The 14,300-nt window shown below is 39.7% G+C and carries 20 protein-coding genes; 2 read left to right on the top strand and 18 right to left on the bottom strand.

Going from position 1 to position 14,300, the window contains the following annotated elements:
- A partial coding sequence (locus SOS22_RS09640) for a restriction endonuclease subunit S (protein ID WP_320597044.1) occupies positions 1 to 720 on the top strand: 720 nt, incomplete at its 5' end.
- A gap of 301 nt (positions 721 to 1,021) precedes the next feature.
- On the opposite strand, the gene guaA is transcribed toward SOS22_RS09640, so the two are convergent.
- The 16 genes from guaA to SOS22_RS09560 form a co-directional block, all read right to left on the bottom strand.
- Entirely contained in the window at positions 1,022 to 2,563 is a 1,542-nt protein-coding gene (gene guaA, locus SOS22_RS09635; RefSeq protein ID WP_320597043.1) for a glutamine-hydrolyzing GMP synthase, read from the bottom strand.
- A gap of 24 nt (positions 2,564 to 2,587) precedes the next feature.
- Positions 2,588 to 3,250, bottom strand: coding sequence for an HAD family hydrolase (locus SOS22_RS09630; protein ID WP_320325843.1), 663 nt, complete (start codon positions 3,248 to 3,250; stop codon positions 2,588 to 2,590).
- Complete coding sequence (locus tag SOS22_RS09625; protein WP_320325842.1) at positions 3,243 to 3,692, bottom strand: gamma carbonic anhydrase family protein; 450 nt, start codon at positions 3,690 to 3,692, stop codon at positions 3,243 to 3,245. Before SOS22_RS09625 ends, SOS22_RS09630 begins: the two co-directional genes overlap by 8 nt.
- Complete coding sequence (gene tsaD / locus SOS22_RS09620; protein ID WP_173446686.1) at positions 3,692 to 4,693, bottom strand: tRNA (adenosine(37)-N6)-threonylcarbamoyltransferase complex transferase subunit TsaD; 1,002 nt, start codon at positions 4,691 to 4,693, stop codon at positions 3,692 to 3,694. The genes SOS22_RS09625 and tsaD overlap by 1 nt, the downstream gene beginning before the upstream one ends.
- Positions 4,694 to 4,703: 10 nt before the next feature.
- A complete protein-coding gene (gene rimI, locus SOS22_RS09615) occupies positions 4,704 to 5,117 on the bottom strand; it encodes a ribosomal protein S18-alanine N-acetyltransferase (protein WP_320597042.1) in 414 nt (137 codons plus the stop codon).
- Positions 5,114 to 5,710, bottom strand: a complete 597-nt coding sequence (gene tsaB, locus SOS22_RS09610; RefSeq protein WP_273344830.1) for a tRNA (adenosine(37)-N6)-threonylcarbamoyltransferase complex dimerization subunit type 1 TsaB — start codon at positions 5,708 to 5,710, stop codon at positions 5,114 to 5,116. The genes rimI and tsaB overlap by 4 nt, the downstream gene beginning before the upstream one ends.
- The gene (tsaE, locus tag SOS22_RS09605; RefSeq protein ID WP_128520262.1) at positions 5,703 to 6,155 is read right to left on the bottom strand and encodes a tRNA (adenosine(37)-N6)-threonylcarbamoyltransferase complex ATPase subunit type 1 TsaE; all 453 of its coding nucleotides are present in this window, start codon (positions 6,153 to 6,155) and stop codon (positions 5,703 to 5,705) included. Before tsaE ends, tsaB begins: the two co-directional genes overlap by 8 nt.
- 1 nt (position 6,156) lies before the next feature.
- Positions 6,157 to 7,491: a replication-associated recombination protein A gene (locus tag SOS22_RS09600; RefSeq protein ID WP_320597041.1), complete on the bottom strand. Its 1,335-nt coding sequence runs from the start codon at positions 7,489 to 7,491 to the stop codon at positions 6,157 to 6,159.
- On the bottom strand, positions 7,446 to 7,745 hold the full coding sequence (locus tag SOS22_RS09595; protein ID WP_320597040.1) for a hypothetical protein: 300 nt from the start codon (positions 7,743 to 7,745) through the stop codon (positions 7,446 to 7,448). Before SOS22_RS09595 ends, SOS22_RS09600 begins: the two co-directional genes overlap by 46 nt.
- Positions 7,742 to 8,104, bottom strand: coding sequence for a nucleotide pyrophosphohydrolase (locus SOS22_RS09590; RefSeq protein WP_320597039.1), 363 nt, complete (start codon positions 8,102 to 8,104; stop codon positions 7,742 to 7,744). The genes SOS22_RS09595 and SOS22_RS09590 overlap by 4 nt, the downstream gene beginning before the upstream one ends.
- Positions 8,105 to 8,156: 52 nt before the next feature.
- Positions 8,157 to 8,357, bottom strand: coding sequence for a hypothetical protein (locus SOS22_RS09585; RefSeq protein WP_320597038.1), 201 nt, complete (start codon positions 8,355 to 8,357; stop codon positions 8,157 to 8,159).
- 66 nt (positions 8,358 to 8,423) lie between these two features.
- Positions 8,424 to 8,942 (bottom strand): MBL fold metallo-hydrolase, encoded by a 519-nt coding sequence (locus SOS22_RS09580; protein ID WP_320597037.1) that lies wholly within the window; start codon positions 8,940 to 8,942, stop codon positions 8,424 to 8,426.
- Positions 8,939 to 9,289, bottom strand: coding sequence for a metalloregulator ArsR/SmtB family transcription factor (locus tag SOS22_RS09575; RefSeq protein WP_320597036.1), 351 nt, complete (start codon positions 9,287 to 9,289; stop codon positions 8,939 to 8,941). The genes SOS22_RS09580 and SOS22_RS09575 overlap by 4 nt, the downstream gene beginning before the upstream one ends.
- The gene (locus tag SOS22_RS09570) at positions 9,282 to 9,938 is read right to left on the bottom strand and encodes a nitroreductase family protein (RefSeq protein WP_320597035.1); all 657 of its coding nucleotides are present in this window, start codon (positions 9,936 to 9,938) and stop codon (positions 9,282 to 9,284) included. The genes SOS22_RS09575 and SOS22_RS09570 overlap by 8 nt, the downstream gene beginning before the upstream one ends.
- An 82-nt stretch (positions 9,939 to 10,020) precedes the next feature.
- Entirely contained in the window at positions 10,021 to 10,605 is a 585-nt protein-coding gene (locus SOS22_RS09565) for a sugar O-acetyltransferase (protein WP_320325833.1), read from the bottom strand.
- A 12-nt stretch (positions 10,606 to 10,617) separates the two neighbouring features.
- Positions 10,618 to 11,130 carry a flavodoxin gene (locus SOS22_RS09560; protein ID WP_173446694.1) on the bottom strand — a complete coding sequence of 171 codons (513 nt, stop codon included), beginning with the start codon at positions 11,128 to 11,130 and terminating at the stop codon, positions 10,618 to 10,620.
- 101 nt (positions 11,131 to 11,231) lie between these two features.
- Between SOS22_RS09560 and SOS22_RS09555 the strand changes: the two genes are divergently transcribed.
- The gene (locus SOS22_RS09555) at positions 11,232 to 12,119 is read left to right on the top strand and encodes a LysR family transcriptional regulator (RefSeq protein WP_320597034.1); all 888 of its coding nucleotides are present in this window, start codon (positions 11,232 to 11,234) and stop codon (positions 12,117 to 12,119) included.
- 14 nt (positions 12,120 to 12,133) lie between these two features.
- Here the strand turns inward: SOS22_RS09555 and pyrE are convergent, their stop codons facing one another.
- A complete protein-coding gene (gene pyrE, locus SOS22_RS09550) occupies positions 12,134 to 12,796 on the bottom strand; it encodes an orotate phosphoribosyltransferase (RefSeq protein WP_277633677.1) in 663 nt (220 codons plus the stop codon).
- A gap of 26 nt (positions 12,797 to 12,822) precedes the next feature.
- Positions 12,823 to 14,214, bottom strand: coding sequence for a C69 family dipeptidase (locus SOS22_RS09545; protein WP_320597033.1), 1,392 nt, complete (start codon positions 14,212 to 14,214; stop codon positions 12,823 to 12,825).
- Positions 14,215 to 14,300: the final 86 nt, after the last annotated feature.

Genomic DNA, 14,300 nt, shown 5'->3' with positions numbered 1-14,300 from the left:
TGGTTGAAAGAATATGAAATTCCTTTGTACTCTGCGAAAAAGCAAACTGACATTGAGCATATTCTTGATAAATTAAGTTTGGTAATAAAACATAGAAAAGAAGAGCTAGATGACTTGGATACCCTCATCAAAGCCCGATTTGTCGAGATGTTTGGAGAGCCTATTGCAAATCCTATGGGTTGGACTGTTAAACGACTAAAAGATGTATCGGTGTTGATTACGAATGGAAACACACCAAAAGGTGGTAGTAAAAACTACGTTGAGAGCGGAATAACATTTCTGCGCAGTCAAAATGTATGGAGAAACCGAATAGAGTTGGATGATGTTGCTTTTATAGACGCAGAAACACATGAAAGTATGAAAAAGAGTAGCCTTCACCATGATGATATTCTGATTACAAAAACAGGACGAATAAATACAGAGAATAGTAGTCTGGGCCGAGCAGCGTTATTCAAAGGAGCGGATGATTCAGCAAATATTAATGGGCATGTATATCTTGTTCGGTTAGATGGCTCTATAGTTCCTGAATTTGTGGTCACTATTCTAACTGGGGAAGCGTATAGGAAATATATCCGAAAAGTGTGCGTTGGTGGAATTGATAAACGGCAGATTAATGTGGATCAGGTAGAAGATTTCCCAATTATCATTCCACCGTATGAACAGCAAAAGATGTTCGCGGCTTTCGCCGCTCAAGTCGACAAATCACAATTTGGGGTGTAAGCAGTATTGTCCATTTATTCCGAAAGGAGAAATCATGCATATTTCAAACCTCTATTTTGATCATTTTCAAACATTTGATATATTTAATTTATCATATGCTACACTTGATCACAAGTCTTTTAATATGATCAATATTACAAAAATGATCAAATTAAAAGACTTGTGATCATCTTATATTCGGTATTACCAACACTACATTAAATATGCTTTTCTCCATTCCTACCGACTGAAAATTTGTACCCAGAAGCATGAAAAAATCCCCATAAGTCTTGAATCTACAAGGCTTATAGGGATCCTGTGTTTATTCAAACTCAATGGTTCCAGGAGGCTTTGAGGTAATGTCATACACAACGCGATTGACATGATCCACTTCATTGACAATACGATTGGAAATACGATCCAATACTTCGAATGGAATCTTCGCCCAATCGGCCGTCATTCCATCGATGGAAGTCACTGCCCGAATCGCAACGGCATAATCATAGGTCCTTTGATCTCCCATGACACCGACACTACGCATATTGGTCAGAGCGGTGAAATATTGCCAGATTTCTTTATTTAATCCAGCCTTGGCAATTTCTTCACGCAAGATATAATCACTATCTTGAACGATCTTGATCTTTTCATCCGTCACATCACCTAAGATACGAATTCCCAAACCAGGACCAGGGAAAGGTTGACGCCATACCATTTCTTCTGGAAGACCCAATTCTTCACCTAGAGCACGTACTTCATCTTTAAATAATGTATTCAATGGCTCGATCAATTGGAACTGCATATCCTTTGGCAAACCACCAACATTATGATGGGATTTGATCGTTTGTGCCGTCTTGGTACCCGATTCAATGACATCGGTATACAACGTACCTTGTGCCAACCACTTGATTTCTTCACCAGCCGTTAACTTCTTGACCTCATCATCAAATGTATATACAAATTCATTACCAATGATCTTACGTTTCTTTTCTGGATCCGTAACACCTTTCAACTTGGACATAAAACGATCTTTCGCATCAATTTTGACCAAATTGACATTCATATTCTTACCAAACGTTTCAACGACACTTTCAGCCTCTCCCTTACGTAACAAGCCATGATCAATAAACATACAAATCAATTGATCACCAATGGCCTGATGTAAAAGGGCAGCCACAACACTGGAATCCACACCACCAGATAGGCCCAATAAAACTTTATCCGAACCAACTTGTTCTTGGATTTTTTTGGTTTGCGTCGCAATAAAATCTTTCATCGACCAATTGTTTTTGGCCTGACAAATCTTAAATACAAAGTTCTTTAAGATATCATTTCCATATTCCGAATTGCGAACTTCGGGATGAAACTGTAATGTATAAATTTTCTTTTCCACATTGGCCGTTGCCGCATTCGGACAAGTATCACTTGTCGCCAATACTTCAAAGCCAGGTGCCAATTGTGAGACCTTATCACCATGAGACATCCAAACGGTTTGTTTCTTTGGCATTCCGGCAAAGAGTTCATTTTCATGATCGATCGTAATTTCCGTACGACCATATTGTCTTTCTTCACTAGACTCCACTTTTCCACCCATTTCATAATGGATCATCTGCATCCCGTAACAAATACCTAAAATGGGTAAACCACTAGTAAAAATGGCCGGATCACATTTTGGTGCATCCGCTTCATAGACACTATTCGGACCTCCACTAAAAACGATTCCTTTTACATCTTTCAAGGCAAGAATATCATCCAATTTCATTTCATTGGAATGCAATTCAGAATACACTCCAAATTCACGAATACGACGGGCAATTAATTGATTATATTGACTTCCAAAATCCAAAACAATAATTTTATCTGGCATGAATTTTTCTCCTTCTTATGCCTACTATTCTAGCATATTCTTTTCTAAATAATCTATAACGTCATGGAGCGTATGCATACGCAACTGAATGTATGGATACATTTGCCGATCCTGCTCGATCCGATCCGGAATAAAAATCGTTTGACAACCAGCTCGACGACCCGCCATGATGCCAAATTTTGAATCTTCTAAGACAAGACATTGTTCGGGTGCCTTGCCCAATCGCTTTGCCGCTTCTTTAAAGATCATCGGATCCGGTTTGGAAGGAATGCCTGCTTCTTTACTGGAAACAATTTCTCGTGGATGAATATCACAATGCGCATACGCAATCAAACGCTCAATGTCTTTTCGCATGGAACTCGAAGCAATCGCATACGGAATCTTCTTTTGATTCAAATAACGAATCAACGCTTTCAATCCCGGTTTACAACCATCTTTCGGATTGGGAAACATCCGCATAAAAATATCTAAACGCACTTTCTGGAAATGGTCCATACACGCAATGATACCTGGATACGCATCTTCAAATTTTTGCACAATGCGTGAATCACAACCAATCAATTGGCGCACTTCTTTGTCGGTTATCATAACACCTCGTTCATGACATAGTTGTTTGAATCCTTTTAAAAAAGTTGCTTCGGTATCAAACATCAGTCCATCCATGTCAAATATTACTGCTTCAATCATTCTCTTCTTTCGCTTCCTCTATATATTGTTTTGCATTCTTAATGATCATTTCAATTTGTTTGTCCGTGGTTTGTTTGATGACCTTTCCGGGACAGCCCACAACAACACTATTGGCAGGAATTTGGGTATTTTCAGGAATTAAGGCACCTGCACCAATGATGGAATGCGTCCCAATGGAAGCCCCATTCATAACGATAGCTCCCATACCAATCAACACTTCATCTTCAATCGTACAACCATGAAGAATGGCGCCATGTCCAATCGTTACGCGTTGTCCAATATGAACGGGAAAACCCTTGTCCACATGGATCACACAACCATCTTGAACATTGGTTCCATCCGCAATTTCGATTGCATCACTATCGCCACGAATTACCGCATTGTACCAAACACTGACATCCTTGCCTAAAATGACATTGCCTTTCACAATTCCTTTTTGCACTATTGGATCTCCCAGTTGGCATCGGCTGTCAACGAAGCATCGGCTCGACGACCATGTTCATACGCAATCGTTCCAGCAACCGCAATCATGGTCGCATTATCTGTGCACGCAAACATTGGTGGTACCGTAAATGTCACATTTGGATATTCACCTTTTAATTCTTCCACTTTTTCACGCAAACGACTATTGGCCGAAACGCCACCACCAACAACAAAATGTTTGATGTCTGGATAATCATTCAACACCAAGCGAATCTTATCAAAGATCTCATTCAACGCACATTCTTGGAAGGAACAAGCCAAATCCGCATCACTATATGTTTTTCCTTGGCGTTCCATTCGCTTCGTAAATTGCAGAACGCCACTCTTTAATCCCGAAAAACTAAAATCATATTTACCTTGTGTTTTTGGTTTTGGCAAAGCATAGACGTTCTTTCCTTGTTTTGCTAACTTATCAATCTTTGGTCCACCTGGATAACCCAAATTCATGACACGTGCGACTTTATCAAACGCTTCCCCAATCGCATCATCTTGGGTCGTTCCTAAGATTTCAAAGGAACCCTCTTCTTTCATATAGATCAATTGACTATGACCACCCGATACAACCAATGCCAATACCGGATAGTGTACATCTGTAACCAATTCATTGGCATAGATATGGGCCGCAATATGATGCACTGGCACCAACGGTTTATGAAACGCAAACGCCAATGTTTTGGCTGCTTGTACACCGACATGTAAACAACCAATCAAACCAGGTCCTTTGGTTACCGCTACCACATCGACATCATCCATCGTCAAATTGGCTTTCTTTAAAGCATCTTCAATCAAATACGAAATATTTTCGACATGAATTCGACTCGCTACTTCGGGTACGACTCCACCAAATTCTTTATGTACATCGATTTGTGAGGCTACAACACTCGATAAAATGTCTTTGCGATCTTTTACGATTGCTACCGCTGTTTCATCACAACTCGATTCAATTCCTAAAACGATCATCGTCATCCTCCTATAATTCACAGATCATGATCCAAGCATCTTCCCCATCTTGGTAATGATGCTTCGAACAATGACTCTTGATAAAACCACACATTTCATATAAACGAATCGCTGGTATATTGGATACCCGCACTTCCAATGTCATCGTTTCACAACCAGCTTGTTTGGCATGGGCCATACATTTGGTCAATAAACGATGGGCATAGCCTTGTTTACGATACGTTGGCAAAATGCCAATTCGTACCAATTCTGCTTGTTCGTAAGCTTCCCACACAAAGGCATACCCTTCCTTTGTCATCCACGCATGAAAAAAAGGATTGTTTTGAAATTCGGATTCAATTTGTTCCTTGGTCCATGCATCTAGAAAACATTGCGATTCAAAATTTGCCAAAACATTGGCTTTCTTATCATCTACCAACATCATTTATTTTTATATGCATTGGAAGACTTTAAATATTGCGGAACCAACGCATGAATATTCTCGATCTTTCGAGCCGGTACCTGCATAAAATTCGCTAAGAAATCACTTGGTTTGCCTTCTTGATCCAATAAGTACGCATCACCCATTAAGGTACCTGGATGTTGATCAATAAATGTCTTCACTTCATCCAATGGCAAAACTTGTGTTTCCGGATGAATGATGCCATTTTCCACATGTGCAATATAGGCACGATGACTACGTGCATCCAAGATTACGTTAGCACTTGGTTCCATACCGGCATACAACTGCATCGTTGAAATACAATATAGTTCTTTATGCATTTGGGTACACAACACTTTCGCAATGGTCATCGCAATCCGAATGCCCGTATACGAACCTGGCCCATCGGTAATGATCACCCGATCAATATCGGCATAATCCAAATGGGTTTGTGCCAATAATTGATTCAATTCCACAAAAATGGTTTCACTTTGTTGCTTAAACGCTTCCTTGGCAATTCCTGCCAATAAACGATCATCTTCATATAGGCCTAAGACTAAATTTTTATAGGCACTATCCATACATAAACTAATCATTGTATGCCTCCACTATCGTTTGACTTACACTTCCTGTATAGGTCATTTCAATTGTTCGTTCTTCATCAATGCCTTCTTCAATCGAGATCGAGATATGATCGTCAGGAATTTGATTGGCGATAAAATTTCCCCATTCGATCACACAAATGCCTTCATCAAAACAATCTTCAAACCCTAGATCTTGATCAATGCCTTCTAATCGATAGGCATCAATATGATAAAAAGGTTGTCCATTGCCTTGGGTATACGATTTCATGATCGTAAACGTTGGTGAATTTATGACTTGTTGAATACCTAAAGCCTTGCCAAACGATTGTGTCCAAGTCGTTTTTCCTGCACCTAAATCTCCATCCAAACAAAGGATGACATGTTTATCTCGACAAAGATCTGCCATTTTTTGTGCAAATCGTTGCGTTTCTGCTAATGAATGAATTTGGATTTTCATACTATTTCTTCCTTTTCTGTTCATGAATCATATGCTTGATATTCTTGATATCTTGCATACGCTTCTTTACTTTTAATTCCGATCCTTGATCTTTCGGTACATAATATACACGATCTTTTAATGCCTCTGGCAAACAAACCATATCCGTCATGTGATATTTGTAGTCATGGGAATATTCATAATCTTTGCCATAGCCAAGATCTTTCATCAATCGTGTCGGTGCATTGCGAATTTGCAACGGTACCGGTTGATCCAATGTTGCCTTAGCATCTTGCGACGCATGAATATATGCCGTTTCTAAGGCATTGGATTTTGGTGCCAAGGCACAATACACGACCGCATGCGTTAAATGCACATTGCATTCGGGCATGCCTAAATAATGACACGCTTGATAGGCGGCAATACAAATTTCCAAAGCCCGTGAATCGGCCATACCGATATCTTCCGAAGCAAATCGAACAATGCGACGAGCCACATATAAGGGATCTTCGCCAGCTTCCAACATGCGTGCTAACCAATAGATGGATGCTTGTACATCACTATTTCGCATACTTTTATGCAAAGCTGAAATGATATTATAATGCTCCTCACCTTGACGATCATATAATAGTGATCGTCGTTGCAGACATTGTTTGATGATATCTTGGGAAACATGGATGCCTTCCACATCACTTGGACTATTATATACCACCATTTCTAGGGTATTTAAAGCAAATCGAGCATCTCCACCCGAAAAATTCGCAATGGCTTCGATTTGCGCATCACTCATATCAATATGTAGTTCCCCAAATCCTTTGGGACTGGAAATGGCCCGATGGAGAAGTTCCACAATATCTTCTTGACTTAAGGACTGCAACACAAAAACACGACAACGCGATAAAAGGGCATTGTTTAACTCAAAGCTGGGATTTTCCGTTGTGGCCCCAATCAAAGTAATGCTGCCATTTTCCACATAGGGCAAAAAAGCATCTTGTTGCGCTTTATTGAAGCGATGGATCTCATCCACAAACACAATCGTTTTTTGACCTTGCGCTTTGTGTAAAGCCGCTTCCTTCATGACAACCTTGATATCTTTAATACCCGATGATACGGCCGAAAAAGTCACAAAATGTGCTTTGGTCTTATGCGCGATCATGCGAGCCAAAGTGGTTTTACCAACACCAGGAGGCCCCCAAAAAATCATCGATGGCACCTTATCATGCTCAATCATTTGCCATAAGATCCGCTCAGGCGCAATCAATTGTTTTTGACCAACATATTCTTCCAATGTTTCGGGTCGCATGCGATCGGCTAAAGGACGCGAATCAGTCGTATCAAATAAAGACGCTTGTTCCATTTCAACCTCCGTCGTTTTATTATACCATTAACTTCGCTTTCTAGATACGTTGTCGTAATGTCTGCATTATCCGGAATATCTGGATCATTCATGACCTTATACATATATTGCATCGAATGGTCCCATGCACGAAATTCACTTTTCGGGGTATGGCGTCCCATCTTTTTTAATATATTTTGTTCAATATCGATCGCAATCGTATCATTTTCAACACTTTCAAGAAAATCCCGTCGCGAACCATCATAGACTATCATTTTTGTTTATCTTCATACACTGTATATTTCAACGAACTTCCATACGATCGATCCACCGGATATTTTTTCTCATTCACTGCTAATTTATCTTGAATGATCTTGCATACATCAAGATCCAGTTCATGTGCCATCAACAATGAATAAATCAGCACATCAGCCAATTCCTCTTTGATCTTATCCACTTTTATATTTGTATCCGCTTGGGTATTTTCTCCGGACCATTGAAACACCTCCAATAATTCGGCGGCTTCTAAGGAAATAGAGATCGCCAGATCTTTTGGATTATGAAACTGCTGCCAATTTCGCTCATCACGAAACGCAATGATTTTTTGTGTCAAAGTTTGGATGGTATCTTCCATACAAATCACCTCTGCTACAAATTATACAAAAAAAAGGGTAACTCCGATAGAGCTACACCTTCTCATGTGCCACATAGATGCCCCTGCAATTTGAATCCAAACTCAATTGTTTGACCCAACGTAAGGTTTTTTTCATGGATTGTATATCATATATTGGTCCAGGCAATTTTTGTTCTTCCCACGAATGATGATTATAGGAATCATCGCCAATAAAGGCGGCATATTGCTTGTGTTCGTATACCAAGATTGCCATTGATCCTTCACTATGTCCCGGTGTTAAAATCAAAATAAAACTACCATCGCCAAATAAATCACAACTCTAGCCAAATGGGGACGATGTATCCTTTTTCATAGATACTGTTTCTATGTGAACACCTTCCCAAAAAGCTTTGCGATAGCGTACATCTCTGGTTTGGGCATGTTGCCATTCTTCTTTGGAACAATAGATGTGTTTGGCTTCTTTTAAAGGTCGTAAACCCGACACATGATCACAATCCAGATGCGTCAATACAATCGCATCGATGTCTGATGGTTTCAGTGACAATTTCTGTAGTTGATACGGTATTGCTTCTTCTCTTTTCAAAACCGGTTCACTCGCAAACCATAAACCAAATCTAAGATGAGAAAGGGGATGATCGACACATGCTTCCGACCAACCTGTATCAATCAATACCCGATGGCCTTGGTTTTCCACCAAAAAGGCTTTAACAGGTACACAAATTCGCTTCTTTCTTCGTTGAAACAAGCCCGTATAGGCATAGGTCCAACGATGCGAGCTTCGATCCGGAACCGCACTGGAAACCAAGGTACTACCGGTTTGTAAGGTATAAATTTTCATTCATCCCCACTCCGATTGGGTAATTCTTTGGTGATTTCTATGGCTAAATGCAACACATCAATCAACGCATTCATGGATTTCATATCGGGATCAAAATAATAGAAGATCTTGGTCCCTTCTTTTCGTGTCTTTAATAATCCCACATCTTTCATGATTTGGAGATGATGCGATACAGCTGGACGGGAAAGATTGGTATGGGCTGCTACATCAATGGCACGTACACCGGAACAATCACCCATCTGCATCATCGTTAAGATGATGTGCTGGCGACTTTCATCACCTAGGGCAATCAATAATTTTTGACTGACTTCAAAGTCTCTAGCCAGTATTTCGATTTTCTTATTCATCAAAGGTATGTCCACTCGCCAATTCAAAATCACACTTCACAATGCCTAGATCCACTTTGGAAAAGAAACCTCGACCATTCACTTTAGCACTCAGTTTCTTTCCATCATAAGAAATCAAAAACTTTTGTTGGTTAATAGCGGTTGGCGAAAGCATGGCTGCTTCCATGCCCGTATGAAACCAAGTGGGTACATCTCCGGTAACAGAACATAGTTTATCCATGGGTTTACTTTTATGGGCAACGCCTTGGTTTTCTCCATATCCCAGGGATACAACGATGACTTGTTTTTCGTCTTTGTTTACGATCGCATCACTTTTACCATGAGTCATGCCGACCCAACAACTGTTGATACCTAAACTTTGCGCCAACAACACCACTTTTTCACCATAGTATCCGGCTTTTTCATCTAGTTTTGGTTCTTTCTTACCGACAATGGAAAGATAATTTTTCACATTGGTAAATTTTCCATAATGTGCCATGCGAGAATCAAAACAATCGGGTTCATCAAAGAATAGTTGCATATGGAGGTTGCTTTCGGTATTTAAGCGTTCCACTTCTGCTTTCAATTTTTCTTGTATTTCCATGGGAATCTTTTGATCCGTATATTGACGGACACTATGTCGTTGTCTCATGACTTCGATCCATTCCATATTTGTTTCCTCCGTTCATTTGCTTGAACATTATACCAAATCAAAATAGAAATAGATCATCTGTAAAGAAAATCGAGATGGATCATTCTTTTTGATCATTTGGATCTAATATCTTGATTACTTTAGCAGGTACACCGGCAACCACGGCATAGTCAGGGACATCTTTTGTGACCACAGCGCCTGCTCCAACGACGGCATATTTACCAATGGTCACACCAGGACAAATGGTTACATTCATGCCAATCCAAGCATTTTGTTTCACCGTGACTTTGCCATAGGTGTAAATCGTATGTCTTTCATTCATATCATGGTTGATCGTGGCAATGCGTAAACCGGGAGCTGCCATACAACCATCTTCAAATTCGATACCACCCGAAGCTGATAGAATCGCGGAATGATTGATAAATACATCTTTTCCAAATGTAACCCGATTGCCAAAATCACAAATAAAGGGAGTTAAGATTCGTACATCATCCAATTTACGACCAAATAATTCTTCCAAATACTGCATATACGATGGATCATCGGGTAAAGTCGCATTGGCTTTTTGACAAAGGGTACGAGCTCGCATCATTTCTTCCACGGCTTCTTTAAAATACGATTCGCGCACATCAGTAGGACCTCCTCGGTCCATCAATTCATAAACATATCCTTTTTTGTATTCCATAATCTTTCCCCCCTATAAACTTTTTGCCCATGTTTTTACTTGATTGGCACTCTTTGGGGCATCGGCACCATGAATAGCTAAGCCAGGACCAAACGTGGCACCTTTCAATCCTTTTTTCAAATCGCGTTCACAATTTCCCATGCCACTGCCTTCATGCGTTACGACAACATATACATTTTTATTCGTAAAATCCAATCGTTCCAATTGAGAATAGATTGGCATGGGGAACAACCCCCACCAGCAGGGTCCACAAATAAAGATGTTGTCGTAATCGGAAATATCATCGATATAGTGAACCAAAGCAGGTCGTGCATGGGCATTCATTTCTTTTTTCGCTTGATCAATGCAGGCCATATAATCATTTGGATACGCATCAACCGTTTCAATGGGAAATAAATCCCCACCAATTGCTTCTTGAATATATGTAGCCACATAGGCTGTGTTGCCTTTGGAAAGTTTTTGAATACTTCCATTGACATAATTTTCACCTGTTCGTGAGTAATATAGAATTAAGTTTTTTGACATCTGTATACCTCGTTTCTGTGTTCATCTTAAAATCGATATATTAATTTTTCAAATTGAAATAATCGATATATAATAGAATTATTAAATTATAAGGAGATAAAATGAACACCAAACAAATTGACTATATATTAGAACTCGCACAAACCTTAAACTTCAATCGTGCCGCTGAAAATCTTTATATTTCCCAACCAACCTTGACCTATCAGATTCATGCAGCCGAAGAAGAAATTGGCTTTATTATTTTTGATCGGAGTGGCAAGGGAACGAATATCACGCCGGCCGGCCAACAATTTGTGGCGAGTCTTCGTAGTATTCGGGCTGAATTAAGAAAAGCCATTGAACAAGGGCAAAACTTTTCAACCAAGTATCGTGAAAATATTCAAATTGCCTTACCCGTTCGTTCGGCACTCTATTTCTTGCCCCAAGTGATCCAAGAAATTTCAAAGGGAGATTCGGGTATTTTGGTTACGCCTTCTTTTGATCCAAATCATATATTGGATTCTTTTTTACAAGGCGAACAAGATGTACTCTTTGCGATCCATGATGAGATTCGTCATATTCCTAATATTCAAGTTCATCCACTGTATGACTCTAAAATCTATTTAGTGGCTCGTCATGATGATCCGTTAGCGCAAAAATCACGTATTGAACCCGAAGATCTAGCAGGTCGAACCTTGATGGTAGGCGGTCCTTCCCCTATTCCTTTGCGTCAAGTCCAACAACGCATGATCGAAACCCAACCGATTGATTATTTCAATAGTGATGATCATGATACTTCTTTGACCAATGTCGCAGCCAATCGAGCCCTTGTGCTTTCTCCTGGTTTTTTAAATGATCATACCAATGAATTTGCGTGGATTCCCTTTGATTGTGAAGAAACCATACCTTGTGTATTATGTACCCATGCTTCAGATCATCGAGCCATTATTCATAATTTTGTCCAAATGATCCAGAAAATGTATGAAGATCATCCGGATTTTGCGGTATAAAAAAAACAGAAGAACTAGTCTTCTGTTGCACCATATTCTTGATAGTATGCATCAATGCGTGCTTTTAGATCATCATCCAAACGATCCCCTAAATATTCAATAACTTCTGGCATCGAGACAATGGCTGCTGTTGGGAAACCATACAACTCACTAATTTCTTTTAATGCGGTCTTGTTGCCTTTTCCCTTCTCATTTCGATTCAAAGAAACCATCAAACCAACAATATCGACATTAGCAGCCCCTCTTACTTTTGGCACCGTTTCTTCCATCGATTTACCCGAAGTTGTGACATCTTCGATCATTACGACACGATCGCCATCTTTCAATTTTGTACCCAAGAATTTGCCTTTATCTGCACCATGATCTTTTGCTTCTTTACGATCCGAACAATAGCGAACTTCTTTGCCATATAAGGTATGTAACGCAATCGCTGTCACAACGGCTAATGGAATCCCTTTGTATGCAGGCCCAAATAATACATCAAAATCGAGACCATATGTATCCACGATAGCTTTGGCATAAAATTCGCCTAATTTCTTTAATTGTTCTCCTGTGACATAAGCCCCTGCATTCATAAAGAAAGGACTTTTTCGACCGGATTTTAAGGTGAAATCTCCAAATTTTAAGACATCGGATGCCAACATAAATTCAATAAATTCTTGTTTATATTCGTTCATATTTGTACTCCTTTTTCGCTATTATATCATGCATCCGAACGACTGAATGCATTCTTCATTTGATTACTTAGGATATAAAGGACTTGATTCAATACTTCGGTTGTTTGATCTTGTAGCCATTGTGCCATTTCTTCATTGGCTTGATGACGCAATTGTAACTTTTTGCCCTCATCGGTTTCATGTTCCAATAGACCATTATAGGTATGAATCATTTGATGCGCTTTAGCAGCGACTTTGTTTTGATAGCGTTCAATTTCAAAAATTGATTGGCGATAGGAAGCATCGGCCATAGCGGCTAATAAACGACTGGACCAGTAAAAATTATCACTCGAAACATCTTTTGTGGTATTGGCCATGTATTCTGGTGTCGTTTCAATATTCGCATAGAATGGCACCAATGCATTGAAGACATTGGAAGCAAAAGCAACCCATTCAATCGTTTCACAGTTTGGTTTCATCTGGGTAATCGTTAAAAAATCATTGCGATTGATACCAATCGAACGATACTTACCTGCTTGGGCTTCTTTTCCATACGGATCATATGGTGTGCCTTGATAATGCAAACTTAAAACATATTTGACATCCTCTACCGTTATTTTCTTTTCTGGAACCATGCACCATGGTAGATCATCCGCTTCGGGTTCAAACTTTGTATGCGGATTCAAGGTTCGTAAAATATCCCAAGCTCTTGGCGTATTGTAAATATGATCACTATCCTCATGGGAACCAAACGCCGCCCGAGGATCAAAGGCACCATACGAAGATAGATTCAAATGATTCGTTTGTACAAATTTCTTTAGATCGAATGAACATATATAATTTTCTTCATCTTCAAAATCAAAACGATCAATGCCTAATTGATTGGGCATGACCACATAGACATCATCGGGTACTTTTCGTGCCATCCAATGATGACCCCCAATGGTTTCTAACCACCAGATCTCATTGACATCACAAAAGGCAATCCCATTCATTTCGTAAGTTCCATACGTTTCCAATAAGGAACCCAAACGTAGTACTCCTTCTTTGGCCGAATGAATATATGGCAAGACCAATGTCACCATATCCTCTTCACCAATACCATTTTCAACCAATGGATCTGCTCCTAATACACGAGGATTGGACGTAATCGTTTCCGTTGCCGTCATGGCTACATTGGCTTCATTGACACCACTGGCTGCCCATACGCCTTCACTTTCAATCGCATTGGGCATCGATGTATAACGCATTGGCTCATCCGGCAATTCAATTTCGACATGCGATAAAACCGAACAATATTGTTTCGGTTGTTCTTCGGGATGAACAACCACAAATTTCTTTGGGGTAAATTGTCCCGATGGTGAATCATCATTTCGTGCAATCATACAAGATCCATCATAGGAAGCTTTCTTACCCACTAATACGGTTGTACAAGGCATAGTATTCCTCCTTCATCATTCTTCCATTATCCATGGATTGATCAAAAAATTCCAGTTTCTTTTCGAACGATTCAAACCCAACGTTT

Source organism: Absicoccus sp., from assembly GCF_034090965.1.
GTDB classification, from domain to species: domain Bacteria; phylum Bacillota_I; class Bacilli_A; order Erysipelotrichales; family Erysipelotrichaceae; genus Absicoccus; species Absicoccus intestinalis.
This window is presented reverse-complemented; position numbering and strand designations above follow the sequence as displayed.